Origin of the sequence: Streptomyces rimosus, assembly GCF_008704655.1 — a bacterium.
Classification (GTDB): domain Bacteria; phylum Actinomycetota; class Actinomycetes; order Streptomycetales; family Streptomycetaceae; genus Streptomyces; species Streptomyces rimosus.
Window position 1 is genome coordinate 656,785 of sequence record NZ_CP023688.1, and the last position, 26,664, is coordinate 683,448.

General features: G+C 71.0%; 21 protein-coding genes and 1 pseudogene. 7 read left to right on the top strand and 15 right to left on the bottom strand.

All coding sequences use genetic code 11. From position 1 onward, the window contains the following. Window positions 1-28: 28 nt before the first annotated feature. On the bottom strand, window positions 29-742 hold the full coding sequence (locus tag CP984_RS02465) for a LuxR C-terminal-related transcriptional regulator (protein WP_003981039.1): 714 nt from the start codon (window positions 740-742) through the stop codon (window positions 29-31). 592 nt (window positions 743-1,334) lie between these two features. On the opposite strand from CP984_RS02465, the gene CP984_RS02470 reads away from it, so the two are divergent. Beyond that, window positions 1,335-2,150: an SAM-dependent methyltransferase gene (locus tag CP984_RS02470; protein ID WP_003981040.1), complete on the top strand. Its 816-nt coding sequence runs from the start codon at window positions 1,335-1,337 to the stop codon at window positions 2,148-2,150. A 27-nt stretch (window positions 2,151-2,177) separates the two neighbouring features. Here the strand turns inward: CP984_RS02470 and CP984_RS02475 are convergent, their stop codons facing one another. Beyond that, the gene (locus CP984_RS02475; protein WP_003981041.1) at window positions 2,178-3,083 is read right to left on the bottom strand and encodes a helix-turn-helix domain-containing protein; all 906 of its coding nucleotides are present in this window, start codon (window positions 3,081-3,083) and stop codon (window positions 2,178-2,180) included. Window positions 3,084-3,173: 90 nt separating this feature from the next. Beyond that, window positions 3,174-3,416, bottom strand: coding sequence for a DUF397 domain-containing protein (locus CP984_RS02480; protein ID WP_030181452.1), 243 nt, complete (start codon window positions 3,414-3,416; stop codon window positions 3,174-3,176). Between the two features lie 195 nt (window positions 3,417-3,611). Here CP984_RS02480 and CP984_RS02485 point away from each other — a divergent pair, with 195 nt between their 5' ends. Both CP984_RS02485 and CP984_RS02490 read left to right on the top strand, forming a co-directional pair. Beyond that, complete coding sequence (locus CP984_RS02485) at window positions 3,612-4,106, top strand: ATP-binding protein (protein WP_032920580.1); 495 nt, start codon at window positions 3,612-3,614, stop codon at window positions 4,104-4,106. A 79-nt stretch (window positions 4,107-4,185) separates the two neighbouring features. Then, entirely contained in the window at window positions 4,186-4,779 is a 594-nt protein-coding gene (locus CP984_RS02490; RefSeq protein ID WP_003981044.1) for a 3'-5' exonuclease, read from the top strand. A gap of 41 nt (window positions 4,780-4,820) precedes the next feature. Here CP984_RS02490 and CP984_RS02495 read toward each other — a convergent pair whose 3' ends face one another. The 6 genes from CP984_RS02495 to CP984_RS02520 all read right to left on the bottom strand — a co-directional run bounded on the left by CP984_RS02495 (window position 4,821) and on the right by CP984_RS02520 (window position 11,499). After that, a complete protein-coding gene (locus CP984_RS02495; protein ID WP_003981045.1) occupies window positions 4,821-5,915 on the bottom strand; it encodes a cytochrome P450 in 1,095 nt (364 codons plus the stop codon). 372 nt (window positions 5,916-6,287) lie between these two features. Further along, window positions 6,288-7,160, bottom strand: coding sequence for a geranyl diphosphate 2-C-methyltransferase (locus CP984_RS02500; protein ID WP_003981046.1), 873 nt, complete (start codon window positions 7,158-7,160; stop codon window positions 6,288-6,290). A 36-nt stretch (window positions 7,161-7,196) separates the two neighbouring features. Continuing rightward, window positions 7,197-8,258, bottom strand: coding sequence for a family 2 encapsulin nanocompartment cargo protein terpene cyclase (locus CP984_RS02505; RefSeq protein ID WP_003981047.1), 1,062 nt, complete (start codon window positions 8,256-8,258; stop codon window positions 7,197-7,199). 16 nt (window positions 8,259-8,274) lie between these two features. Beyond that, on the bottom strand, window positions 8,275-9,729 hold the full coding sequence (locus CP984_RS02510; RefSeq protein ID WP_003981048.1) for a family 2B encapsulin nanocompartment shell protein: 1,455 nt from the start codon (window positions 9,727-9,729) through the stop codon (window positions 8,275-8,277). A gap of 648 nt (window positions 9,730-10,377) precedes the next feature. Next, the gene (locus tag CP984_RS02515) at window positions 10,378-10,821 is read right to left on the bottom strand and encodes a nitroreductase family deazaflavin-dependent oxidoreductase (protein WP_030181447.1); all 444 of its coding nucleotides are present in this window, start codon (window positions 10,819-10,821) and stop codon (window positions 10,378-10,380) included. A gap of 150 nt (window positions 10,822-10,971) precedes the next feature. Next, window positions 10,972-11,499, bottom strand: a complete 528-nt coding sequence (locus tag CP984_RS02520) for a DUF6790 family protein (RefSeq protein WP_003981053.1) — start codon at window positions 11,497-11,499, stop codon at window positions 10,972-10,974. 57 nt (window positions 11,500-11,556) lie between these two features. Between CP984_RS02520 and CP984_RS02525 the strand changes: the two genes are divergently transcribed. Further along, the gene (locus CP984_RS02525) at window positions 11,557-12,030 is read left to right on the top strand and encodes a MarR family winged helix-turn-helix transcriptional regulator (protein WP_003981054.1); all 474 of its coding nucleotides are present in this window, start codon (window positions 11,557-11,559) and stop codon (window positions 12,028-12,030) included. Window positions 12,031-12,495: 465 nt separating this feature from the next. Beyond that, window positions 12,496-12,810, top strand: a complete 315-nt coding sequence (locus CP984_RS02530) for a hypothetical protein (RefSeq protein ID WP_129820858.1) — start codon at window positions 12,496-12,498, stop codon at window positions 12,808-12,810. 423 nt (window positions 12,811-13,233) lie between these two features. On the opposite strand, the gene CP984_RS02535 is transcribed toward CP984_RS02530, so the two are convergent. From CP984_RS02535 to CP984_RS02550, 4 genes and pseudogenes are all read right to left on the bottom strand, one after another. Continuing rightward, a complete protein-coding gene (locus CP984_RS02535; RefSeq protein WP_003981055.1) occupies window positions 13,234-14,193 on the bottom strand; it encodes a serine hydrolase in 960 nt (319 codons plus the stop codon). 379 nt (window positions 14,194-14,572) lie between these two features. Beyond that, window positions 14,573-14,968: pseudogene (locus CP984_RS02540) on the bottom strand (ATP-binding protein); the annotation flags it as partial. A 100-nt stretch (window positions 14,969-15,068) separates the two neighbouring features. Next, window positions 15,069-17,114: a DNA topoisomerase (ATP-hydrolyzing) subunit B gene (gene gyrB / locus CP984_RS02545; protein WP_003981057.1), complete on the bottom strand. Its 2,046-nt coding sequence runs from the start codon at window positions 17,112-17,114 to the stop codon at window positions 15,069-15,071. A gap of 688 nt (window positions 17,115-17,802) precedes the next feature. Continuing rightward, window positions 17,803-19,089, bottom strand: a complete 1,287-nt coding sequence (locus CP984_RS02550) for a helix-turn-helix transcriptional regulator (protein ID WP_003981058.1) — start codon at window positions 19,087-19,089, stop codon at window positions 17,803-17,805. 192 nt (window positions 19,090-19,281) lie between these two features. On the opposite strand from CP984_RS02550, the gene CP984_RS02555 reads away from it, so the two are divergent. After that, window positions 19,282-19,728, top strand: coding sequence for a glycine-rich domain-containing protein (locus CP984_RS02555; RefSeq protein ID WP_003981059.1), 447 nt, complete (start codon window positions 19,282-19,284; stop codon window positions 19,726-19,728). Between the two features lie 143 nt (window positions 19,729-19,871). Next, window positions 19,872-20,540, top strand: a complete 669-nt coding sequence (locus CP984_RS02560) for a class I SAM-dependent methyltransferase (protein ID WP_003981060.1) — start codon at window positions 19,872-19,874, stop codon at window positions 20,538-20,540. Here the strand turns inward: CP984_RS02560 and CP984_RS02565 are convergent. Both CP984_RS02565 and CP984_RS02570 read right to left on the bottom strand, forming a co-directional pair. Further along, a complete protein-coding gene (locus CP984_RS02565) occupies window positions 20,537-23,104 on the bottom strand; it encodes a caspase family protein (RefSeq protein ID WP_030181442.1) in 2,568 nt (855 codons plus the stop codon). The two genes, CP984_RS02560 and CP984_RS02565, sit on opposite strands and share 4 nt — an antisense overlap. Next, on the bottom strand, window positions 23,097-26,615 hold the full coding sequence (locus tag CP984_RS02570) for a CHAT domain-containing protein (RefSeq protein ID WP_030181440.1): 3,519 nt from the start codon (window positions 26,613-26,615) through the stop codon (window positions 23,097-23,099). The genes CP984_RS02565 and CP984_RS02570 overlap by 8 nt, the downstream gene beginning before the upstream one ends. Window positions 26,616-26,664: the final 49 nt, after the last annotated feature.

A 26,664-nucleotide genomic window follows, 5' to 3' on the forward strand; every position in this document is an offset into this window, starting at 1 on the left:
TTTCCGCCCGGGGCGCGGTCCGGTGGTTTCAGGTGCCGGCCTGTACCTGGAGGCGGACCTCAGGCCGTGGATACGGGCTGTCCTGCCGTGCGTACGGGCCGGTGTTCCGGGAGATTCCGAGGATCAGCATGGATTTCGCCTTGTTCACGGCATCGATCCGGGAAACCGCGCCCAGCTTTTCGAAAACATTGCTCAAATGGCGTTTCACGGTCGCTTCGGTGATGGTGAGCCGGGCGGCGATCTGGCTGTTGCTCAGCCCGCGCGCCACGTTCTCCATTATCTGGAGCTCGCGGGCGGAGAGACGCGCCGTGGAGGTATGCGGCAGCGCCGCCATGCTTTCTTTTGGTACGGACATGAATATCTGCCCCGGGTGACTGGTCACGCTGCGGATGGCGGCGAGCACCTCGGCGCGCCGTAAATTCTTGGTCAGAAATCCGCTCACGCGCAGTTGCAGCGCCTGCTGCACGAGCGCCGGATGATGGAACGAGGTCAAAATGATGCACTGGGAACGCGGTGACACCCGGTGCATGGCCTCGACGCCGGAGACGACTCCGTACGGCTCCGACCCGTCCAGCAGAATGACATCGGGGCGCAGCTCGCCGGCCATGCGCACCGCCGCCTCCCCGTTGGCCAGGCCGCCGACCACCTTGATGTCCGGCTGGGCGGCGAGCACGTCGCACAGCGTCTCCCTGAGCAGGGTCTGGTCGTCGACGACGAGGACGGTGATGACTTTGTTATCCATTCGCCCCTCCAGCACACAGAAACATTTCTGCATTCTTTGGTCGGACCCGCAGGAAATTTCGGCCGGGGCCGTCCTGACGGGACAATCGGAGAGGGGACGATCGAGGAGATGGCGAGTCGCACGGTCCATGCGAGCATCGGCACCGGAATGACGGAACCCAAAAGCTTCCCCCGTGTCACCAGAAGCACCCCCACGCACCCTTTTGGCGAGCAAAAGATTTCGCATACGCCATTTACAACAGTACAGTCCGAAGCGCAGACAGAGGCAAGCATATACAGGTAAAAAGATCTTCTGCGCCGAATAAAGTAATGGCAAATACCACAAATTGGAACCTGTTTACACGGTGGTCCGTGGTATAAGTTGGTTGCTTCCCCGGGTACGGCTGCGGTATGCACATCCGGCACCCCTCGGCGGTGAATTGGGGCCGTTCGGCCCTTGCCTTCGCGCCGGGCTCTTGTGACGGAGTGCGCCCACACCCCTGCGACACCCGCCCGCGGCTGGGTATGTTGGACGCCCTACGGGCACGCCCACCTGCCAGGAGAGCGGCCTGACCCGGCGCCTCGGCGGGGTGCCCGAACGACGGGAGCAGCACATGAGTCAGGACGCGCGGCCACTGTCCAACGCCGTTGACGTCAGCATCCCGAGCGTGGCGCGGATGTACGACTACTACCTCGGCGGCAAGGACAACTACGCGGTGGACCGCGCGGCGTGCGAGGAACTGGACAAGGTCGTGCCGAGCACCCGGACCCTGGCGGTCAACAACCGCCGGTTCCTGCGGCGGGTGGTCCGCTGGCTGGCGGAGGAACAGGGCGTACGGCAGTTCATCGACCACGGCTCCGGCCTGCCCACCCAGGACAACGTCCACGAGGTCGCCCAGCGGGTCGACCCGGACGCCCGGGTGGTCTACATCGACAACGACCCCATCGTGCTGGCGCACGGGCGGGCGCTGCTGGAGGAGAACCTCAACACCGCGGTCATCCAGGCCGACATGCGCGACACCGACGGCATCCTGGGGCACCCCGAGGTGGCGCGGCTGATCGACTTCGATCAGCCGGTGGCCGCGCTGTTCGTGTCCGTCCTGCACTGCATCCCCGACGAGGACGATCCCGCCGGCCTGATCAGGCGGGTCGCGGAACGCCTGGTCCCCGGCAGCTTCCTGGTCGTGTGCCAGCTCGTCAGCGAGGACCGGGCGACCCGCGACTTCGTCACCGAGTTCATGCGCGTCAACACCCAGGGCCAGTGGGGCCGGGTGCGCACGGCCGCCGAACTCGCGTCCTTCCTGGACGGCTTGGAGATCCTCGAACCGGGCCTGGTGGAAGTCTCGACCTGGAAGCCGGACGCGGACATCGGCCCCCGGCAGCTCACCCAGGAGTGGATCGAGTACGGCGGGGTGGCCCGCAAGGGTTAGGGACCGCCGCCGCGCGAGGACCGGCGCTCAGTTCTGGTCCGCGTCCTTGATCAGCTGCTCCAGGATGGCCTGGCTCGCCCGGGGCGACTCGGCCTGGGCGCTGAGCCGGTCCATCACGGCGAGGTAGTGGTCCACGTCGTCGCGCTTGTCCAGGTAGAGCGCGCTGGTCAGCTGCTCCAGATAGACGATGTCGGGCAGGTCCGGCTCCTGGAAGCGCAGGATCGTGATCGGGCCGCCCGCCGCCGCGTGTCCGCCGAGGTGGAACGGGGCGATCTGTACAGTGACGTGGGGCAGGTGCGTCAGCTCCAACAGGTGCCGCACCTGCTCCGCCATCACGCCGGGGCCGCCGAGCGGGCGCCGCAGGGACGCCTCGTCGATCACCGCCCACAGCCGCGGCGCACCGGGCGCGGTGAGCAGCGCCTGCCGTCGCAGCCGCAGTTCCACCCGGCGTGCGACCTCCCGCTCGGAGAGGTTCCCGAGCCGGCACACCGCGCGGGCGTAATCCGCCGTCTGCAACAGCCCCGGAATGAACTGCACTTCGTAAGTACGGATGACGGCGGCGGCCTCCTCCAGGCCGATGAGCGTCTCGAACCAGCCCGGCAGGACGTCGCTGTACTGGTGCCACCATCCGGGCGTGCTGGTCCCGCGGGCCAGCGTCAGGAATTCGGCGCGCTCGGTCTCGTCCGTGACATGATACAGCGTCAGCAGGTCGGCGACGTCGCGCTCCTTGCAGCCGACGCGCCCCAGTTCCAGGCGGCTGATCTTGGCGTGCGAGCCGCGGATGGCGTCCCCGGCGGCCTCGCGGGTGATGCCCGCCGCCTCCCGCAGCCGGCGCAGCTGCGTGCCCAGAATGATCCGCAGTACCGTCGGACCGCCCCGGGGGTGCTCGATGTGCGGGCGCGGCGGCGGGATGCGCCCTGGCTGCGCGATCATGCTGGCTCCCGTGTCGGTAGGGCGAACGCCCAGTGTTCCATCGCGTGCACGGTTCGTACAGCCGTGGTAACTATCCGGCCGACATATGCGTCAGCCGAGCCCGGCCAGGTCGTCGAAGTCTCCGTCCTTGGCCCCTTGGACGAAGGCCGCGATTTCGTCACGGGTATAGATCAGCGCCGGCCCCCCGGTATCCCGGGAGTTGCGCACCGCCACCCCTCCGTCGGTGAGAACGGCCAGCTCAACGCAGTTGCCGTTGGGGTTGCTGCGGCGGCTCTTGCGCCACACCGCACCGTCGATAGCACGGGCGCATATGCCGTTGGGCCATGACTCCACTTGGTTCTCCCCTTGCCGGAGGTGTGCCTGCGACCGGTACGGCCCCCTGCGCGTATGGCGCGAAACAGGCGCCGCGCGGCCGTTCTTACCGATGCAATTGCAGATGTACTTGCAGCGGAAGACGGCCGACCGCGATAGTAACCCTCTCCCAACAGCGCGGCCCAGCCCCCGACATGCCCCATGGCGGAGATCGTGATGACGACCCATCCGGCACCGACCGTGCACGACGTCCTCCACGCGGAGCCGGGTCAGGACCGGCACTTCGCCGTGTGTGCGCTCAGCGGGGCCTATCGCACTCTCGCGGAAGCCCGCCGCTTCACCGCCACCACCCTCGGAGAGTGGGGCATCCACGCATCGGTCGTCTCGGATGCCACCCTGGTGGTCTCCGAGCTCGTCAGCAACGCCCTGCGCCACGCCGCTCCCGCGCGTACGGCCGCCGAAGGGCCCGCGGCGGACGTGCCGTGCGTGGCCTGGCTGGCACTGGCGCACGAGGACTCCGGCGTCCTGTGCGCCGTCTCCGACTCCAGCCGTACGCCTCCCGCCCTCGCGCCCCCGGCTCCCTGCGCGGACAGCGGCCGGGGCCTGTGGATCGTCGACCGGATCAGCCAGTCCTGGGGCTGGACCCCTCCGGACGCCCTGGGCAAGACGGTCTGGGCCCAGCTCCCGGCATCCGGGCCCGCCGGTGAGTAGCCGCCCTGAAAGCGGCCCGCTCCCGCCATGGGAACGGCCGGGCAGCGGAATCCGCCCGCTCCGGAACGGAGAAACCGGCGTGTCGGAATTCATCGTGTTCGACCTTGAGTTCACGTCATGGCCGGGCTCCCTCGAACAGGACTGGTCGGCACCGGGACAGCTCCGGGAGATCGTGCAGATCGGAGCCTTACGCCTGAACGACGACTGCTCCGTCGTCGAGGAGTACGAAGCACTGGTCCGCCCACTGGCCAACCCCCGGCTGTCGCCCTATTTCACCGACCTGACCGGGATCACGCAGGAGGACGTGGACCAGAGAGGCCGCGCTCCGGCGGAAGCGCTCGGCGACTTCCTGGGGTTCTGCCGGGGGCTGCCCGTCCTCTCCTACGGCAACGACATGGTCGTCCTGGGAGAGAACGTGGGGTGGGCGCGGGCCCGTGGCGACGAGGTGAAGAACGGCTTTCTCTCCGCCACGTTCCTCAACATCCGGCCCTGGCTGAACTTCATCGTCCCGGAAACAGCGGACGCCAACGTGGGCCGTCTGTGGGAAGTACTGAACCTCCCCAAGCCCGCGGCAGGCAGGGAACACTCGGCCCTGTTCGACTGCTATTCCTTCACCGCGGCCCTCAAACATCTGCACGCCATGGGCCATTGGCTGCCCACGGGTTTCCTGTGAACGCCCGCCGGGATGTGCGGTGCGGTACGGGCGTACACGGCTCACCAGCTGACCGGAAGGGTGAGAGGCGACTTGGACGGGGAGGCGTCGTCCCAGGTGGGGCTGTGTCCCTCGGCCAGGCGCAGGTGCGGGAAACGGTCCAGGAGCGTTTCCAGGCCCACGGTCAGCTCCGCCCGCGCCAGGTGGGCGCCGATGCAGTTGTGCGGGCCCCGGCCGAACGCGATGTGCGGGTTCGGCCGCCGGCACACATCGAGCCGTTCGGGCTCATCGAACACGGTCTCGTCGCGGTTGGCGGAGGCCAGTGCCGGCAGGACCGCGTCCCCCGCCCGGATCGTCTGCCCGCCCAGTTCGAAGTCCTCGGTGGCCTGCAGCACCACCACCCCGTTCATCGCCGGGACGTAGCGCAGGAACTCCTCCACCGCGCCGGGCAGCAGGCCGCGGTCGTCGCGCAGCCGGACGTACTGGTCCGGATCGGCCAGCAGCGCCAGGACGGCGTCGGACAGGAACATGGTCGTCGTGCGGTAACCGGCGACGAGCATCGACAGCCCGAAGCTGAGCACGCTCTCCTCGTCCAGCTCGCCCCGGTCACACCTGCGGACCAGGTCGCCGAGGATGTCGTCCGCGGGCGCCCGCCGCCGTTGGACGATCAGTGACCGGACGTAGTCCCGTAGCAGCGGCGTGACCCGCCGCGCCTCCTCCACGGTGAGCAGCGCCCCCAGAGCCGCGTCCGCCATGGGCAGGTAGTAGTCGCGGTCCTCGTACGGGATGCCCACCGATTCGCACACCACCAGCAGCGGAAAGGGCTCGGTGTAACCGGCGATCAGATCGCCGGGTGCGCCGCCGTCGGCGAACTCGTCCAGCAGCCGCTCGGCGCTCCGGCGGATACGCGGCAGACGGCGCCGTACGGACCGTGCGCTGAACGCCCCGGACAGGGCCCTGCGCAGCGCCGTGTGCCGCGGGCCCTCCATCTCCATCATCGTGATCAGTTCCATGCCGTCCGGCCGGTCCTGCTCCGGCATGAAGGACCAGCCGTTGACACTCGGCCTGACCAGCCGTGGATCCCCGATCACCGCACGGACGTCGTCGTACCGGCTCACGAACCAACTGGGCGCGTCCGCGTCCTGGAGCCACGCCACGGGACACTCCCGGCGCAGCCGGGGGTACTCCGCGGGCGGCCCCATGGTGCCCGGCGGCGGCAGGGGCAGATCGATCGACGGCAGGGTCCCACGGGGCGGCGTTGCGGAAGGAGCAGTCGACGAGGGGCCGTCGGACGGCTGCGGCGTACTCTGCATCGGTCTGCCTTTCCCCGCGGAACCACTCGCGGCACGCTCGGCACAACGCCCCGGTTCGTCAACGGATATTTCCCCCTTTCCACAGCAAGCCACACACAACCGCATCAACGGACCCGAGCCCATATAACCCGCACGGCGGACAACTCCCACGGCCCCACGGCACGCAGACCCCGCCGGGCGGCACATGGCCGGCCCGGCGGGGCGCCGTGACGTTCCTCAGATCCGGTCGGCGGCGATCAGCAGATACTGAAAGCTGCCGTTGCGGTAGGCGGTCAGAAAGGTTTCCTCAATGCCGGTGACCAGGTGGTCGGCCTGGCTGCGCAATTCCCAGTACGGGATGGTGGCCGCGGTGAGGTCCTGGACGTGCACCGGGACCAGCCGGTGGCGGGCCATCGCGCGGAAGTACGCCGACCGCGGATGGATGTCGCAGATGTAGTGGGCGTTGATCAGGGACACCTCGCGGGAGGCGCGCCCGTAGGCGTCGTTGTAGCAGCCGGTGATCACCACATAGCGCCCGCCGCGCCGCAGCAGCCGCGCGTGCTCGGCGAACAGCAGGTCCAGCTCGACGTACATGGTCGACTCGTTGTTCCAGGACGCCGCGTACGCGCCGGTGGCGAAGCCGGTGTCGAGCATGTTGCGGTGGTGGTAGCGCACCTTGTCGTCGATGCCGCGCTTGCGGGCCTGCTCATTGGCGAAGTCGGCCTGCTTGGCGGAGATGGTGGCCCCATCGGTGTAGCAGCCGTGGCGCAGATGCGCGACCACGCTGCCGCCGCCGCGTCCGCACCCGGCGTCGAAGACACGGTCGGTGGGCGACAGCGCGCCGAGGTGGGAGGCGAGCAGTTCGGCCTGGGCGTGTTCGAGGCGGTGCAGTTCACCGGTGATGCGTTCGCGGCGCCGGACGGGGTCCGGTTCGTCCAGCACGGACCGGTCGGCGTCCCCGATGCCGTAGTGGTGGTGATACAGGTCGTCGATCTTGCCGAGTTCCAGATTGACCGGGTTCTCCTCGGTGTTCCAGTACTCGGCGACGCGCGCCTGGTACGTGGACTGGGTCGGCATGGGGCGTGCGGTGGGGACGTGCGCAGTGGTCAACGTGACTCCTTGCCGTGGTGCAGGATCCGGATCGGCCTACCAGTAGTTGGGCAGGTGATAGCGGTCGGAGTTGGTGGCGTGCCACTCGTGGTTGCCGGCCACCCAGTCGGACAGGCTCCGGGTGTACCGCTCGACGAGCGGGGAGGTCCCGGCCAGCTCGGCCGCCTCCGTCTCGTACGCCTCCATGATCTGGTTGTGGATATCGACGCTCTTCAGATACGCGGCCTTCAGACCGCACTGGTCGTTGGCGGCGACCACCTGGGGCAGGTTCAGGTGGTCCGGGTCGCTCGCCAGCTCCTTGGTGAAGGAGTACAGGTCGTTGACGATGGTCGTGGCGTTGCAGGCCAGGGCGGTGATCCGCTGGATCTCCGGGCGGGCGTACACGGCCTCGGGCAGCTCGTAGCCGTCCACGGCGTCGACGATCGACAGGCAGGGGCGGAAGTTGTTGAACTGCCGCATCACCAGGTACTCCCCCACGCGCGGCATGTGCCGCGTCTCGGCCCAGGACGCCTCGGCGAGGTAGCCGAGGTGCAGCCGGGCCATGTCGTGGACGAACCGGACGGTCTGGCTGGGGGTGGCGAGGGCCGCGTAATCCTTCAGGGCCCAGTAGTACGAGCGCAGGGGCCCGTCGGCCTGCACACCCTGGCGCCACTCCTCCTCCGTCTCAGGAGTGCCGTGGAACGGATCGAGAGCCGACTGCGCGATGATCAGGCGGCCGCCCAGACCACGGCGCGCGCCGCCTTTGCCCTCGTCCTCCTCGCAGTAGCAACTGTCGACGATGTTCTCGGCCAGCAGCAGTTTGCCCGCGACGGTGAGGCGTTCCAGGTCGGCCGCCGCGGGATGTTGCAGGACGACGGCCCGGCCGACCTGGAAGTCGGTGAAGTCGCCCGACCACTTCGAGGGGAACAGGTCCAGCCGGCGAGCCCACTCCTCCAGCCTGCGGTCGATTTCCGCGGCCTTCTCCGGGTCGGCCGGCGCGACGGAACGGTACCTCAGCCCGGGGACGGCGCCGCCGCGCCGGGTCGGCCGGGCGCGGGCGAGGCTGGGTGGGCCGGGCAGCTTGAACGCGGTGGCGGTTTCGGTGGCGGGTGTGGTCATGTCCGTACTCCACTGGTCAGTCGGCGGTACGCCCGAGCTGGACGTTCTCCAGGACACCGGCCGCGTCCGGCACGAGGATGGCCAGCGAGTAGTAGGCGGTGACGAGGTAGTTGATGACGGCGGCCTGGTCGATGCCCATGAACCGGACGTTCAGGCCGGGCTGGTGCTCCTCGGGGAGGCCGGTCTGGTACAGGCCCACGACGCCCTGGTCGGCCTCTCCCGTACGCAGCGCGATGATGCTGCTCGTGTGCGTCTCGCTGATGGGGATCTTGCCGCACGGAAAGATCGGCACCCCGCGCCAGGCGGGAACCTGGTGCCCGTTGACGTCCGCCGTCCCCGGAACCAGGCCGCGCTTGTTGCACTGCCGGAAGAACGCGGCGATCGCCTTCGGGTGGGCCAGGAACAGCCGCGTCTTGCGGCGCATGGACAGCAGCTCGTCCATGTCGTCGGGGGTGGGCGGGCCGGTGTACGTACTGATCCGCTGCCCGTAATCGACGTTGTGCAGCAGCCCGAACTCCCGGTTGTTCACCATCTCCCACTCCTGGCGCTCGCGGATCTCCTCCACGGTGAGCCGGAGTTGCTGCTGCGTCTGGTCCATGGGCTCGTTGTAAAGATCGGCGACCCGGGAATGCACACGCAGCACGCTCTGCGTCAGGGAGAGTTCGTATTCGCGCGGGGTGAGGTCGTAGTCGACGTAGCCGCCGGGCAGTGTCGGCTCGCCGACGTGTCCCGCCTGCACCGGTACGTCCGCCTCGCCGCGGCGGTTCATCGGACGCCGCTGCCGCTCCGCGTACGCGGTGAAGTGCGCGGCCAGGGACGGCACCCGATCGGTGAACTCCCGGATCACGTCCCAGGGCAGCGTCAGCAGGACACCCGCCGTCTCGGCCCGGACCGACGTCAGCCACCGCGGGTCGGGCCGCCCGATCGCCTCGTCCCCCAGCTGGTCGCCGTCCGTGACGACACCGACGACCTCCTCCTCGCCGTACTTGCCGGCCGCGTAGCGGGCGAAGCGGCCGTGCACCACGAGATACGCCTCGGTGGCGGGCTGCCCCGCCTCGAAGAGAACCTGCCCGGCCCGCACCTCCCGGACCCGGAAGCGCCCGGCGAGCTCCTTCAGGACCTCGGTGTCGGCGTACCCGCGCAGGGCGGGCAGCTCGGTGAGCGTCCGCGGAATCACCCTGATGTCGTCCGCGCCGTTGTGCTCGAACTCCACGCGCCCCCGCCCAACGCGCAGTTGCAGGCGCCGGTTGACCCGGTAGGTACCGCCCTTGACGTCCACCCACGGCAGCGCTTTCAGCAGCCATCGTGAGGTGATGGCCTGCATCTGGGGTTGGGTCTTGGTGGTGGTCGCCAGCTGGCGCGCGGCCTGCGTGCTCAGGCTGGTGAGCGCGCCGTCCGCGGGCGGCTCGTGAACGCTCTCTGTTACGGCGGAACCGGGGACACGGTCAGGGACACGGTCCGGTACGGGCACATTTCCTCCGAAAGGTGAACAGGGGTGATGCGAACGGCCGTTGGTGAACAAGAGGGCCGTGTGCAGCCATAAGCGAAACAGGTGCCAGTGCGACGCCGGTACGGCGCAAAAGGGGGCGCCTTTGCGTTCGGGAGGCGTAAACACTGGATAGTTGTCATTGGGGGGCGCGCGTGGGTTGGGTGCGCCCCCTTGGGGGTGGAGGCGAGCGTTGTGCCGCAACTTCCGTGCCGGTAAGGGGACGTGGCGGCGTGCGGGGCCGAACTGGCGGGGCGGCGCGCACGTACCGCGGAGGGGAGCCTCTACGTTTTGACGCGGCGGACAGCCTTGCTCGGAGGCAGCCGACGGCCTTGCCCGGCGGAGGGCACCCGACGCCGTGGTCGCGGGCGAGGGCAGAGCGAGCGAGGGCGGAGGTGGCTTGCAGCCGCCGCCCTTCCGTACGGAGAGGGCCGGCCCCCATCTGTCGCCGACCCTGCCGGCTATAACCACCGGTCCTGGCAGGAGTCGAGCCTCCGCGCCCCCGTATCAAACGAATCACTGGACATACGGCCCACCGATCGGCAATCAACCACTCACCGACAGGTGGGCCGCCGCCTCACTCGCCACCCGGCCCGGCGAAGATGCCCCGTCCCGTGAGACCGCCCGGCCCCATCACGCGCCCGGTTCCAGCACGAAGACGGGGATCACGCGGTCGGCCTTCTCCTGGTATTCGGCGTACGGCGGAAACGCCGCGACCGCGCGCTCCCACCACTCGACCTTCTCCTCGCCGGTGACCTCACGGGCCGTCATGTCCTGGCGTACGGCGCCGTCCTGGAGTTCCACGTGCGGGTCGGACTTGAGGTTGAAGTACCAGACCGGATGGCGCGGGAAGCCGCCCTTCGAGGCCACGGCCGCGTACCGTCCCTCGTGCTCCACGCGCATCAGCGGGACCTTGCGCAGCCTGCCGCTCTTCGCGCCGCGCGTCGTGAGAATGACGACGGGCAGGCCCGTGTCCCAAAGCGTCGTCCCCTGCGTGCCGCCCGAACTCTCGTACAACTCGACCTGGTCGCGCACCCACTGCGCCGGACTCGGCTCGTACACGCCCTCAAGAGGCATCGGGGTCCCCTCTTCGTCGCTGCGGATTGTGTTGCGCAGTTCAGCACAAGCCTCGTGCGGAGGCGAGACTGTCGTTCTCGCTCTGTCGGCAAGTCGCCCTGTCGGCAACTCGTCCGGCCGAACTGGACGGCGGGTTACGAAGAAGCGCGGTCAGACGGCCGGGCGGGCGGCGTGGCTGCGGCCGGGGCCGGCGCGGCGGACGTCCCGGGCGGCCAGGGCGATCATGACGGCGGGGATGAGGACGTCGTTGGCCAGGATGCCGCCCGTGTTTCCGGCGGCGTGGTCGCCGTTGGCGAACCACTGGTAGACGTGACCGATCGCGGCGCCCCACAGGAACACGGCGGCCGCCAGCCCGCTCGTGAGGCGCTCGCGGGGCGACGCGGACGCGCCACGGAAGCCGAGCACGGCGAGACCGAGGTTGGCGAAGGCGATCTCGAACTGGAACGGCGAGTGGGCGAAGCCGATGGTGTCGGCCATGGCGTCCGGGACCGCGAGGAACGCGAGCGTGATCCACAGGCTTCCGATGCCGAGGGCGCCGACGGCCCACCAGCGCTGCCAGATCTCCGCCGCCGGCCGGCCCGGGGCACGGCGGCGGCAGCTCAGCAGCGCTCCGAGGGCGGGCACCAGCATGAACAGGAGCGGAAACGTGGTCTGAACGGCATAAGGGAGGGTGTCCATGAGCTTGAGTGTTGCATGGTTAATATTAACTGCGCAAGTGTCCGGTAGGGTGGGCGCATGGACGAAGGACTGGCAGAGCTCCTGCACCGCGTGGTCATGCTGATGGGCGAGGCGGCCCGGCGCCGCTCCGGCCCGGACCAGCGCCTCTCCCCGAGCCAACTGCGCCTGCTGGGCACCCTTGAGGAGATCCAGCCGGCCACCCAGCACCAGCTCGCCGAGGCCCTGGCCGTGTCCGACCCCGCCATCAGCCGCGCCCTGCGCCCCCTGGAGGCGGAGGGGTACGTGACGATCAGCGTCGACCCCGCTCACCGGCGCCGACGCTTGGTCGCCCTCACGCCGACGGGCCAGGCCACTTTCCTGGCCGAGGGCAAGCCCCTGGAGGAAGAACTCCGCACCGCCCTCCTGAAGGCCGACTTCCCCTACGACCGCTACCTCGCGGACACCCACCAGCTCGCCGCATTGCTGACATCGACGGAGCCGCGGCGCGCAGCCACGACGCGGAAGGCGAACGGCGCAGCGGAGCCGGATTGAGCGGGCCGGCACGAGCCAGGCCCCGGTCACTTCTCTCGACATCCCCGAGGGCCGCGCGGACGTGAGGGCCGGCCCTCACATAGCCGGTGGCGGCCTTCACTCAGGGCGGGGTTTCCGGCTCGCCCACCGCGCCGTCGAGCTGTCGAGGCCGCCCCGGTCAACAGCGTCAGCGCAGTAGCACCACGAGACAGCGTTCGCCCGACCACGAGATTTCGTCCGGAGCCGGAATCTTGAGATCCGGTCTTAAGAATTCGCGTTACGGTGACTCAACGGCTGACGCAAACCCCCGCAGCCAACCTGAACGGGCCCGATCGGGCCCAAAAGACAGGCCGACGGCCCAGGGCCTTTTCCTGTGTCCTACGAGGACGGGATTGCCCGGTGGCCGTGGCCGCTTCGACCGCTTGGGAATTGATGCGACCGGCGAGTGTGCAGGGCGGCGTGCCCAGCACGCGGTAGGGGGACGCCATGCTCCGAACTGTTTGTCTGATGCTGGCCATAGGCGTGCTGGCGGCGGCAGCCGGGCTGGTGCCGCAGCTGTTCGCCCGTGAAATCGGCACCGGACCAGCGCTACGGATCTCGGTCGTCACCGCGCGACCCGGCCACCAGAAGCCCGCGCCTCCCGGCTGCCGTCACCACATGGCCCCACACCATGGACTGCCCGCGCCCGCCCGCTGCCGTCCTGCCGCCTGCGGGCAGCACCCGTGGCCCCACACCTGCGCCGCGCCGACAGGCTCCGGCAACGCCGCGCATGGGTGCCGCCACCCGGTCCGCGACCGCTGACCGTCCCCATACCGGCGGCCCCCGGCTCCATCCCACCCTCCGGCCGGGGGCCGCCATCACGGCACAAGCGCTACGAGTCCACCAGCGGGTTTTCCGTGGCCACCGAAGCCTTGATTTCCCGCGCAGATTCCCGTCGCGTGAGCCGGGTCCCCGTCCGTTCCCTGGCTCGGCATCCGCACGACCGGGCAGGCGGCCCGTACCGGCGTCGCCGTGGCGTACGGCTTTCCCTTCGGCCTGGTACCGGCCATGGCCGTCGCCCTCGCCCCTGGTCCCTGGCCCCGGTCAGAAGGGCCTGCCGCTCACCATCTCCGCAATCGACCGCCCGCGCCCGGGTGCTCCCCCGCTCCCCCACAGCGGGCGAGCCGGAACGCCCCATGCGCTCCGGCTCGTTGCGTCCCTGTAACGCCTAACCTTCCCGACGTTTCAGCCTGCCACCGGCGGCTGCGCGGACGGCTTGGCGGCCGCGGGAGCCGGGCCGCTCGGATTGTAGGCTTCCATCCCGGGATAAACGTCTCGATATATGGCGCGCGATATGGCCTCTATCGTCTCGACGCCGTAATTCATCCCGTCCTCCGTCGGGCGCCCTTCCGGAACCCGGTTGTTCTCCGTGAGGACGACCAGCCCCGAGTCGTACCCCTTCCCCGCGAGAACGGCCATGCTGTTCACCTTCCAGTCCCCCTTGTCGAATTCCGGGACATCGGGGTTCTTGCTGCGCTGCAGCCAGCCGTTCTTCACCTGGATCACGGCGTCGGCCGGAGCGCCGGCGGTGGCTCCCCAGCGCTGGTCGCTCTGCACCTGCCGCATGAGGCCGAGTGCGTAGGAGCGGGCCTCGGCCCCGAGGACCGAGTTGTCGTCGCCGGACAGCAGACGTAGCAGCTTGGCCTGGTCGTCGGCGGTGACCTGGGTCAGGCCCCAGCTCCCCTCCTTGTCGGGGACGGTTTCCCGCATCCCGGCCTTGTCGAGGAATGCCTGGATCTTGACCGGGTCCGGCTTTTTCGGGTCCTTCAGATCGGACAGCCGCCTCCACAGGGCGGTTGCGGCGTCATTGTCCGAAACAGTGATCATCTTGCGGGCGAGGGCGTCTTCCGCCTCGGTGAGGGTTCCGCCCTTTTGGTACAGCAGCGCGCCGAGAATGATGGTCTTCACCACGCTGGCCGAGTCGTACTGCTTGTCAGGGTCGAAAGTGCACCGGGTGGCGGTGGGCCGGTCGTAGAAGGAGAGCGATGCCATGCTCTTGCGGCCGGCCAGCGCCTTGGCTATGTCGTCCGCCAGCTTCCGGGCCAGTTCGGGATTCTTCGACGTGCAGTGCACCGTCGGTCCGGCCGTTGCGGCTTGGTGCCGGGCAGCGGACGGCGTGGCCGCCACGGCCGGTCCCGCGGTCACTCCGGCTCCCACGACCGCTATGGCGCAAACGGACAACCATCTCATGTCTGACTACTTTTCTCTCGGGCGCCGGAGCGCTCGTGAACGGGCGGCCCGGTGTACGGGTCAACACCTCGCGGATACGGACCAGTTATGTCATGCGGTCACAGCGAGGGGAACTGCGGGAAGGGAAGACCAGGGTAATTTCCATGTACGGGCCGTGGGTGGCCGGAGGGCCACTGGGAAACGCGCCCGAGGACCACGAGAAACCGTAGTGAACGCGGACTCCGAGGGCAGGCCATGAGGATACGGGTCAGGCCGCGGGAGTCGGCCCTTGGCTACGCGGACCGGCCAACGCCGCCATTTCGGCGGCCAATTCGGGGCGCCCCCGCCAATACCCGCCGACACCGTGCAGACCGCCGGAGGCCGCATACGAGCCGCCGCCGAACTTTCCGCCGGCGTGGAGTCTGGTGTAGGCGATCTCGACGCCGGACAGGCCGGTGCGGGGTTCGGTGTCCACGGGGATGCCGCGGCCGTTGTCGGTCACTTGCACCGAACCGTCGTTGTGGAGGATGACCTCGATACGGTCGCAGACGCCGGCCAGCGCCTCGTCGACGGAGTTGTCGATGATCTCCCACAGGCAGTGCATCAGACCGCGGCTGTCGCTGGAACCGATGTACATGCCGGGCCGCTTGCGTACGGCTTCCAGTCCTTCGAGGACCGTCAAGTGCCGCGCGGTGTAGTCGGAGCCGTCCTGGACACGGCTGCCGAGGGACGGGGCGGGGAACGTGCTCACGCAGTGCTCTCTTCAGCTGCGGACGGGCAAGGGCGGGGCGCCCAGGCCGCGGGCACGGCCTGGGCGAGAGGAGGCGCGGACAGGGGGCGTTCCGGCGCGGTCAGATGTCGAGGAAGCGGACGTCCTTGGCGTTGCGCTGGATGAAGGAGCGCCGGGCCTCGACGTCCTCGCCCATCAGGACGGAGAAGAGAGCATCGGCGACAGCCGCGTCGTCGACGGTGACCTGCCCCAGGACACGGTGCTCCTGGTCCATGGTCGTGATGCGCAGCTCCTCGGCGTTCATCTCGCCCAGGCCCTTGAACCGCTGGATGGAGTCGTCCCTGACCCGGCGGCCGCCCTGCCGGCCCCGTGCCAGCAGTACGTCACGTTCGCGGTCGGAGTACGCGTACTCCACGTGGTCCCGGCCCCACTGGATCTTGTAGAGCGGCGGGCGGGACAGGTAGACGTGCCCGTGCTCGATCAGCGGCCGCATGAAGCGGAAGAGGAAGGTGAGCAGCAGGGTGTTGATGTGCTGGCCGTCGACGTCGGCGTCCGCCATCAGAATGATCTTGTGGTAGCGGAGCTTGTCGATGTCGAAGTCCTCGTGCACGCCCGTGCCGAACGCGGAGATCATCGCCTGAACCTCCTGATTGTGCAGGATCTTGTCGATACGGGCCTTCTCGACGTTGAGGATCTTGCCGCGGATGGGAAGGATCGCCTGGTACTGCGGGTTGCGGCCGGACTTGGCCGAGCCACCGGCCGAGTCGCCCTCGACGATGAAGATCTCGCTCTTCGCCGGATCGTTGGACTGGCAGTCCGACAGCTTGCCCGGCAGCGCCGCCGACTCCAGCAAGCCCTTGCGGCGAGTCAGATCGCGGGCCTTACGGGCCGCCAGCCGGGCGGTGGCCGCCTGCGTCGCCTTGCGGACGATGTCGGCCGCCTCATTGGGGTTGCTGTCGAACCAGTCCGTCAGATGCTCGTGCACGACCTTCTGTACGAACGTCCTGACCTCGCCGTTGCCCAGCTTGGTCTTGGTCTGCCCCTCGAACTGCGGCTCGCCCAGCTTGACCGAGATGATCGCCGTCAGACCCTCGCGGATGTCCTCACCCGTGAGGTTGCCGTCCTTCTCCCGCAGCAGCTTCTTCTCCCGCGCGTACCGGTTGACGACCGTGGTCAGCGCCGTACGGAAGCCCTCCTCGTGGGTGCCGCCCTCGTGGGTGTGGATGGTGTTGGCGTAGGAGTAGACACTGTCCGCGAACTGGCTGTTCCACTGCAGCGCGACCTCGACCGACAGCAGCCGCCCGGTGTCCTCGGCGGCGATGGAGACGACGGAGGGGTGGACCGGCTCACCCTTGCGGGCGTTGAGGTAGGCGACGAAGTCGGTGATGCCGCCGTCGTAGCGGTAGGAAACCGCCTTCGCGGCCCGCTCCCCCGCGGTGTCCGGGCCCGCTTCGTCGGCCGCGGCCGTCGCGCGGGCCGACGCGCGCTCGTCGGTGAGGGTCAGGGTCAGCCCCCGGTTGAGGAAGGCCATCTCCTGGAACCGCCTGGCCAGCGTCTCGAAGGAGTACTCGGTGGTCTCGAAGGTGCCGCCGTCCGCCCAGAACGTCAGGGACGTGCCCGTCTTCGAGGTGGCCTCGTGGCGGGCCAGCGGCGCGGTCGGCGCCCCGCCCTTGTACTCCTGGGTCCACCGGTGGCCGTCAGTCCAGATCTCCGCCGACAGCCTGGTCGAGAGCGCGTTGACCACCGACAGGCCGACCCCGTGCAGACCACCGGAGACCGCGTACCCACCGCCCCCGAACTTGCCGCCCGCGTGCAGCACCGTGAGTACGACTTCCAGGGCCGGCTTCTTCTCCACCGGGTGCATGCCCACCGGGATGCCGCGCCCGTTGTCGACCACCCGTACACCGCCGTCGGCCAGCACCGTCACATCGATCCGGTCGGCCACCCCGGCCAGCGCCTCGTCGACGGAGTTGTCCACGATCTCCTGCACCAGGTGGTGCAGCCCCCGCTCGCCCGTGGAGCCGATGTACATGCCGGGCCGCTTGCGTACGGCGTCGAGCCCGTCCAGGACGGTGATCGCGGTCGCGTCGTACGCGGCAGAACCGGCATGGCCGTTCTGCTCGGCGCCGGAGATGTCGGAGGCGGCGTGAGTGCCGGAAGTCGTCACAATGCTCTCTTTTCGGGCACGGCGAACCACGCTCCCGCGCACCATGGCGCGAGAGCGGTCGGATCGCTGGACGGAAAACGGTTGCGGGCAGGCCGAAGAGGACCCTCGGGGCCCGCGGATCCCGAGGCCGGGAAGGCAACGAGATGCCGTTCAGGATACTGAAAGTCCGGCACGAACCCAGGGCAAGGAGACGCCTGGGCGGCCATCTCGCCGCTGCTTGGCCCGCAAGCCAATCCCCCCTGCACGTGAAGCACGAAAACCCCGGAGGGCGGCGCATGGAGGCTTTCCTGGTGCTTTGGCGTGTCGGGCTACAGAGGCTTTTTCGAGCGTGACACTCCGCGATCGAAATTCGGCCTCCCGGGGTACGGGATCGCCCGCCGACCGCAGTGGTCAGCGATGGCGGGCGGAGCGCCTGCCAGGCGGGGAGTTAACGCCCAGAGGGTGGGGTCCCCGCGCGTGCGGGCCCACCGGAGAGCGGCTGGGGAGAATCAGCTGCATGACGCGGCATCACACGGAAGGCGCTCAAAGACCGATCAGCGCAGGCCAAAGGCGCGCTACTGACATCACAGCCGCCCGGGCCGGACGATCCCCCGTGTCGTCGCTGAAGTGGCAAAACAGAAGGTCAAGACACTAACTCTGCCCAGCGAATCAGCAACATGCCAGCATCCCGGTACGGCAACCCAGGGCCTTATCGCGAAGTGGTGACGGCGGCCGTCAGCTCGCGGACTCCGGCCGTGCGGGGGTGGCGCTGGGCCAGGTCGGTGACGATCCGGCGGATGGCGGGCCGGTCGCGGACTTCGCCGCGCGAGGCCCGTACGGCGTGCAGCAGTGCGTCGGCGGCCGATTCGGGCTTGGCCATCTGCCACCAGGCGCGCGCGAGGTCGGTGTGCATCCGGGCCCGGCGCTCGGGCGTGGGGAACTGATCCTCGTGCAGGTCCGTGCCGGCTTCCAAGGCGGCCCCGGCGTCGCCGAGAGCCCAGTGGACGCCGACGGCGTACAGGGCGACGGCCGCCGGGGTCAGCGGGAACAGGCGCCCAGCCGGGGCCTGCTCGGGCAGGAGGCGGGCGGCGCGCTGGGCTTCGCCGATCGTGGCAAGGGCCTGGGCCCGGTCGCCCGCGCGGGCCGCGCTGTACGCCTGGGTGCACAGCATCTGGGCGTACGCGGAGGTCTGCGCGCTGTTGGTGAGTCCGGCGGCTTCGACCTGGGCCGCGGCTTTGAGGATGAGGCGTTGGGAGGCGGCGGGCTGGTCCTGGTGGCGCAGGACGATGCTCATCTCGCGGGCGGCGGCCGCGGCGGCGAGCGGAGAGCCGGACAGGTCGGCGTAGACGATGGCGCGGTCGGCGGCCTGCCGGGACTGCTCGTAGCGGCCGATCTTCGTGAGGACCTGGGCGAGCAGGCTGTAGGTGGTCGACACGCGGGCCAGGGCCAGTTCCTGGCGGGAGCGGGCTGCCACGTGCGCGTCGCCCAGCAGGCCGGGCAACGCCTCCAAGAGGCGGGCGTGCCGGCCGGCGTCGAACAGGCCGCGGGCACGGGCCAGGCGCTGGTCGAGGGGCGCAGCCGAGCCGCTGGGATCGGGGACGCCCGCCAGCGCGACGTCGACACCGATCAGGAACTGCGCGGGGGCCGCGAGTCCGGCGGCGGCGAGCAGGGTGCGGCGGCGCATCGGGTCCTCCTCGACTTGTGGACCATCGAGCGACACCCTAGTGGTCACGGTCCCGCTGAGGGCGAGCGACGCCGTCAGAACATCCGTCGGGACGCCCACCTCTTCGGCGGCGCGTCGCAGCAGACGCAGGTCGGAGGGACAGTGGCGGGCTTCGAGCCGGGAGATCGTGGATGTCGAGCATCCCAGGCGCCCGCCCAGATCTTCCTGGCGCCATCCGCGCGCGGTGCGCCCGACCTTGACGAGCCCGCCGGCATGCCGGGCGGCGACGAGGGAGCGGACCTTGTCGGAGCACCACAGAGTGTCGCCGGACACCGCACCTCCCGCGCGCCAGGAGCCGGGGCCCCGTCCACGGTAGTGACTCACCGTGCCCGCGTCGATGCCGTGTGCAGCATCTGCAAATCACCTGCACAGCAGGCAAGTTGACCACCGGCCGGGCCTGGTCGGTGGTGTCGTGGTCCTACGGCCCGCAGCGGGCCGGACAATCTCAGCACGCAGGAGGACACGATGGCGACAGCGATCGAGACCACGGCGCAGGTACGCGATCCGCGGGACTACGTGACGCGCGAGGTATGGGACCGGCAGATCCAGCTTCTGATGCGGGATCACCCGGTGGACGAGGTGATGGCCAACCGGCTGTTCGGGGCTGCGGTCTCGTACCTGATCACCGCGATGGAAAAGTGGGGCCGGCACCTGGAGCTGTGTGCCGGTCGCCTCGTCGACCTGGCGGTCCACAACTTCATCCTGGACACGAAGCACTACCGCGATTTCTGCCACCGGCACTTCGGCGGGAAGTTCCTGGAGCACATCCCGGAGATCGCGTTCAAGTACGACGGCAGCGTGGAGCGCACTGCCAAGGTGATCGCCGACGCGGGCTTCGAGGTGGACTGGAAGCTGTGGGAGCGCGATTACGCGGCGTGCGGCCCGTGCCGACCTGGGGAGGAGTGCCACTGACCGCCCGCACACCGCCGTGGGCCCTGGGAACGCCTGTGCGTTCCCAGGGCCCACGGCCGCTCGGGTGACTTCGCGGCGAACCGCCGCGAGCGGCAGGACGGGCCGGTACGGTGCCAGGTCCCGCCGTCCTCCCGAGGAGCCGTATGCCCCGCGCGCCACAGACCCCGGCCGAATACTGGGACACGTACAAGCCGCACCGGGGCGAAGGGCCCCAGCCCCGTCCCGACACCGGCCGGTTCGAATGGACGCAGTACCCCGGCCACGGCCCCGGCGCCGAACTCCTCGGCTCGCCGCGCCGCGCCCTGGACCTCGGATCGGCCGAGGGCAAGGAGGCCGCGCATCTGGCCGAACGCGGCGTCCGGGTGACCGGCGTCGACCTCTCCGCCGTCCAGGTCGCCCGTGCCCGCGCCTGGTGGCACGGCATGGCGAACCTGGACTTCGTCCACTCCGAGGTGTGCACCTACCTCACCCACACTGAGGAGACGTTCGATGCGATCTACTCGGTGTGGGGCGCGGTGTGGTTCACCGACCCCGAACAGCTCCTCCCGCTCATCGCCGCCCGCCTGGCTCCCGGCGGCGTGCTCGCGTTTTCCCAGGCCGAGCCGTCCCCTGGCGCGTACGGGCCGCAGGCCATGCGGGGTAAGTGGCTGGAGGGCCGCGAGCGCGAACTGACCGTACCGCGCTGGCAGTACCCGCCCGAGTCCTGGGCCGACCACCTCAAGCGGGCCGGCTTCGCCCGTGTGGACGCGCGCGTCCTGGCGGCACCGAGCGGGGAGCGGTTGGGCACGTTGTTGGTCGTTGCTCACTGCTAAGGCTCCAAGAGCCGGTCACCCACTCCCGCGGCCCCCTCCAGCCGCTCCCCAATCTCATAGGCGAAGGACAGATCCGGTGCGCGCAGCAGCCCCGTCTCCGGGTGGCGCCCGCCCGGGGTGGCCGCCCCGTAACGCTCGTGTGGCAGGTGGGTGGTGCGGAAGACGCCGATGCTCTGGCCGGTCGTGCTGGACAGCAGCCGGGCGCAGGCGTTCGTGAGGGTGGCTACTGCTCCCACCGTGTCGCCCGCCGGCGTGTTGACGTCCGCCGCGGCGAGCAGTGCGACGGCACGGGCGGTCTCGCCTGCTCCGGTCTCCGTGGCCAGGAGTTGGTCGAGTGGTGGCTCGTCGCCGTCGTCCGGGGAGAGCCAGACGGCCAGGTCGAGGGAGCCGCCGACCGGGCCCTCGTACAGCGGGAAGCGGTCCACCGGCAGCCGTTCCCCGTCACGGGCGCCGGCCACGCGGTGGGTGGCCGCCCGGTACGGTACGTGCCCCGTGCCGGGCCGGGTGACGACGAGGGAGTCGATCCGTACGGAGGCCGTGCCGAGCGTGGGGCCGCTGTGCAGCGTCAGGTCACGCAATCCGGCGGTGATGTGGGCCGGGGGTGGGGCGGCGCTCCGCGGCGCCACCAGCCGGAAGGACAGGTCGGGGCGCTCGTCGACGGCGAACGGCGGTTCCTCGGCCGGCCGGGCCCCGGGGTGCAGGTGGAAGTCGAAGCGCCGTACCGCGTAGCGCACCTGTTCCCGCCAGGTCGGCGGACGGCCGTCGCGTACGCCGCCGGCGATCCCCTCCACCAGGCTCTGCAGCTCCGAACCGCACGGTTCGGTGCGCGGCCTGAGCACGCCGGGCTGGGCGAGCAGGGACAGGTTCTGGGGCCGGTCGGTGACGATGCCGACGAACGTCTCGGGGCGGGGCGGACCGGCCGGGAGGTCGTCCGGCCAGTACAGTTCGACGCCGGCGAGCAGGTGCGAGGCCGGCAGCCGGAACAGTTCGTGGCGTCCGTCCGGTTCGATGCCGATGCCCGAGGGCTCCGCGGTGGAGAGCAGGGTGACGGCGCCGCGCAGTCCGATGTCGAAGACAGAGACATAGCGCTGGGCGCTGCTCCGGTTGTGCAGGCGGACGACCACTTCGTCACCGTTGAAGAGGTGTGCGCCGCTGGGGGCCAGCGGTTCCTCGCCGCCGTCCGCGAGCAGTCGTACGCAGTCGAACGCCACGTCGCCGTCGAGCCGCGCGGTGCCCGTCCCGGAGCCGAGGGTACGCAGGTGGGTGGCGCGGGCGAGCTGGTGGAGGCCGGCGGTCAACCGGCCCGCGGCTCCGTCGGCGAAGGCGTACGGCCGGGCGAGCAGCGGTTCGCCGTACGGGTCCAACAGGTGCAGGCCGTCGTCCAGCGCCACCGTGGCCATGACGGGCTCACCGCCGCGGCTGACACGCAGGAAGGGGGAGCGGCCGAGCTCCCGCGCCACCCGCCGGTGTTCGGGGTGGTCCGGCGGCACCACGGCGACCGGCCGGCGGCCGAGCGCCACCCGGACGGGATGCGCCTCCAGCCCGGCGAGCAGCCTGGCGGGGACCGTGGCATCCGGCCGCAGCCGGGCCCGCCCGCCGGCGATCAGATCCACGGTGGCGGTGGCCGGCGGCGCCGCGCGGTCGCTGCCCGGGGCCACGATCGCATAGCGGTCCCCTTCGCCGATGCCGAAGAGTTCCGCCCCGTCCAGGAACATGGCCCCGCCCTCCAGCCGGACCGGCAGCGCTCCGGCGGTCTCCTCCTCCCGCAGCTCGAACAGGAACCGGCGCGTCGGCCCCGCCACCTCCGGCCGCTGCCCCGGCGCGAGTTCGGTGACGGCGGGGCGCAGCAGACCGATCAGCCGGTCCCAGGTCAGTGCCTCGCTGCCGGGCCGGCGCAGCAGGCGGGCGAGCGTGCCCGTCAGTGCGCCGTGCCACCCGTCTAGCCCCTCCGCCACCAGCTCGAACGCCGTCTCCTCGGGCGCGCAGGCCATGAGCCGTACCACCGAGGGGTGTGACTCGGCGTGTGCGGCGCGGGTCGTGGGAGCCGCACGGGTGGCCGCGCGCCACGCGGCCGCCACGGCGTCCCAGCCGAAGGCGGCGGGCCGGGTGTCGGCCTTCGGGAGCAGCGCCGGGTCTCTCGACATCCGGGCCGCGTGACAGCAGTCGAGGATGGTCGTGACATTGCGCGTCCGCTCGCCCAGCTCCCACTGGAGGAGGCTGAGTTCCTCGGCCAGCAGCCCGCGGAAGGTGCCCCCGGGGTGGTGGATGTCCGTCGGGCAGAGGTACTGCAGCCGGTCCGGCAGGTCCGTGTCCCGCGTCCACCCGGGTTTGCGCAGTCGGGCACCGTGCCCCGTGTAGTACACCACCGCTGTGTCACCCGCGGTGGTGACGGCGGTCAGCGCCCGGTAGGCGTCGATGATGCCCTGGCGCGTCGCCGCCTCCTCGACGAGGACGGTCGTCTCGAATCCGAGCGGGGTCAGGAGGCTGTCCATGAGACGGACGTCCGCGTGGACGCCGCGCAGCGCTCCGGTGCGGCAGCCGATGAGCAGGGCTCGTTCAGTCATGTCGGTCCCCCGGGGACGTGTCGTGCAGGCCGGTACGGCCGGGCTCGCGGCCGTCGGCGGCACGGAGTCCGTCCGCGCCGCCGATGTGGATGAACGGGGCCCAGTGATACGGGCCTTCGGGCCGCGCCGCGCGGGCGACGGCAGCGGGCACCCGGCCGTCCCGCGGGCCGGGCGCCGCGGCCTCGGTGCCCGCCCGGTCCCGCAGCCGCGCGTACGCCCGCTGCCGTCCCGCCGCGTCCAGGCGACGAATCCGCCGCTGGGCGGCGGCCAGGGCGTCGGACACCCCGAGGCCGGACACCAGTCCCTCGTACAGGGCGGCCATCAGGAGACAGCCCGTCTCGTCGTCCACCGGCCACAGCGACACCACGACGTGCCGGGCGCCCGACGCGACCGCCGCCCGGGCCAGCCCGACCAGGTCACCACCGGCCGTCGCGGTGCCGCGCCCGGTGTGGCACGCGGACAGGACCACGAGATCGGCGTTGAGGTCAAGCCCCAGGAGGTCACCGACCGCCAGCCGGTCATGCCCCGCGAGGGCCACGAAGCTCCGGTTCGGGCCCCGTTCGTACAGCACTCCGTGGGTCGCCAGGTGCAGGACGGGACGCCCGGGAGCGGCCTCGGCCACGGCCTGCGCCGTCGCCGCCGACCGCAGCAGCGGCTCCGTGCCCAGCAGCCGCGCCACGGTCGCGGCCTCCGTCGCCGTTCCCGGCAGGCGCGGCAGGCCCCGGTGCGGGGCGTAGGCCGGGTCGCCGACGACCAGTGCCGGGCCGTCGAGCCGGGGCCGCCCACCGGCGCCCGCGCGGGTGAGCAGCCCGGCGGACGGCAGGTACGAGACGGTGAACCGCTCGCCCAGGAGCCCGCCGCGCACGGGCAGGGCGTGGAACGGCAGGAGTGACAGGGCGCCGTGCGGGGCGACGAACAGCCGCCCGCACGCGTCGAGCCGGCGTGTCGCGGGGGCGAGCAGCAGCTCGCTCAGTTCGGCGGCGCCGCGTTCGTCGTCGCGGCCGGCGGCACAGGCGGTGTGGAAGTGCCGGACGTCGCAGGCCAGGTCGCGGGCGCGAACGGGGGCGCGGTGACAGCGGATGGTCCTGCGCCCGACGGTCCAGACGATCAGTTCGTCGTCGAGTGTCTCGTACAGCAGCAGCGCGCTGTCCGCCGGCAGCGCCCGCTGGATCTCCGCCACGCCGGCGTCCGGCTGGGCGAGCCGCCGGTGCGCGAGCAACTGCGGGGCCAGCCGTGCCACCTCGGACTCCGCGCCGTCCAGGGTGTCTTCGGCGGCGAGCACCCGGCGCCGCAGGGTGACCGAGGTCGGGGTACGTTCCGGGTCGGCCGACACCTCGTCGACCAGTCCCTCGTAAGTGGCCGACCAGGCCGAACCCGCGCGCAGCCAGCGCCGGGCCGCTGCCGTCGGCGCCCCGGTGGGCAGGGTGTCGAGGGAGTGTACGACGCCCGCGGCGATGCCACGGCACCGGTCGGCCAGTTCGAAGGCGGCGGCCAGTTCGGCGCGGGCCCGGTAGCCGGTCGTCCGCGCGGCCAGACCGAGGTGGGCCAGGACCGCCGTGTGGTACATCCCGGCGACGAGCGGGTGGTCGGTGGCGGAGGAACGCAGAGCGTCCCGTACGAGCTGCGCCGTCCGGTGCTCGAACAGGTCCACCGCGCGCTCGGCCGTCCGCGCCGCGGCCGCGTGGTCCCCCAGCGCCTCGTACAGTTCGGCACGGCGCGCAGGGTCCTCCCACGGCCGCTCGGTCTCCCCAGGCGGACCGGAGGCGTCCAGGGCGGACTGCGCCCGCTGGGCCGCCCGCGGATCCCGCACCGCCAGAAAGAGGCTCACCGCGTGGTCCGGGTGGAGCCCGCCCGCGTCGTAGAGCCTCCCGGCCAGGGTACGGGCCTCGGGCCGCCGCCCGAGTTCGCTCAGCAGGACCGCGCGGAGCATGGCGTCCTGCTGTTCCTCGGCCAGGGCCAGTGCGCGGAGCAGCAGGACCCGGGCCTCGTCGCGGAAACCGGCCGACTCGGCGCGCCGGCCGCGATAGCGCAGGAGCAGTGTCCGGGCCCGGCGTGCGCTCTCGCGTACCGCCTCGGCCACCTGTCCCACAGCGTCCTGGCCACGGTCCGCGAGGGTCGCGCCGACGGCCTCGATCTCGGTGAGCCGCGCGGCGGCGATCGCCTTCAGTTCGGGATCGGCGAGCGTTTCGGCGGCCTGGTCGAACCGCATCGCGAGCAGGGCGGCGCGCGTCCAGTCGAGTACGCCGGCCGGGGCCCGGCGCAGCTCCGAGACCGCGTGGGCGGTGTCGGCGGCGAGCAGTACCGCCGGGGCCCGGCCGTAGTTCGCCCCTCCGACGATGTCGACGTGGGCGGCGTCCACGATGCCGCTCTCCGCGGGCGCGTCCGTCCCGGCGGCGATCCGGCGCGCCAGGCGCAGCGCCCGGAGCGCGGGCAGCGTCGCGCCCTCCTCCCGCCAGGCCCTGCACCGGGCGACCACCAGCCTGAGCAGCCCGCGAGTGAAACTGGTGCTCCCGTCCCGCACCGTCCAGCCGGTCACGGCGTCCAGTGCGCTGTCCGGGACCTGCTCGCCGTCCCCGAGACGGTCGAGCGCGTGCTGGAACTCGACGAGCCAGGTCAGGGCGCCGCCGCCGGCGAGGGCGGCCCGGCGCCGTGCCTCCTCGGCGAACCGGTCGCGGGCCACCGCATCCCCTCGGCGGCGCGCCACGTGCGCGCGCCGCAGTGCGGCCTCCGCGCAGCCCAGCCCGGCGCCCACACGTACGTACAGCGCCTCGGCCCGTGCGTAGTGCACCTCGGCGGCCAAGGGATCGCCTGCCTGGGACAGCGCGGGCAGGCCGGGCGCTTCCGCCAGGCGCAGCCCGAGCAGCTCCGGGTGGGACTCGGGCTCCAGGGCCAGGTCCCCCTCGGCCAGCAGGAGATGGGCGCCGGCCAGAGCATCTCCGCGGACCAGCGGTCGGCAGGATTCCAGCAGCCTCGCCGCCTCTTCCGTACGGCCTGCCCGGCGGGCCACGTCGGCCGTCGCCACCCGGTGGTACACCGACAGTGCCGGCGATCCCGACGCCTCAATGTCTCCGCTCAGCTGCCGCAGCAACTCCACAGCCTGCCCGGCGGCTTGCGGGTCACCCGCGATACTGGAGTTGGCGGCGATGTCACGCGCCGACTGCAGCACGGGCACGAGACGAGCCGCCGCCAGCACGACCAGCGCCGACTCGGGGGTGCTCGGTTCCGGCGCCGGCCCGGCGGCGCTCCGCGTCTCCTCCCATGACATGACGGCCCCGCCCTGCCCCGGATACCGGTTGAGGTCGAGCGTGTGCGCCGCGAGGCGCAGGGCGGCGGCCGCCGCCCCGTCCTCCCGCTGCCCGCCGGCGCCGTCGAGCAGCCGCAGCGCCCGCTTCGGCTCGCCCACCGCGAGCGCGGCGGCCGCCGCCACCAGCGGCGCCCCGGCGGCCGGACCCTGGGGCAAGGGAGGGCCGGTGGCCAGCAGAAGCGCGATGATCTCGGTCGCCGGTATCACGGAAGGCCTCCCGCCGGTGATGTGCGCCGGTGTGCGCAACGGCTGCAAC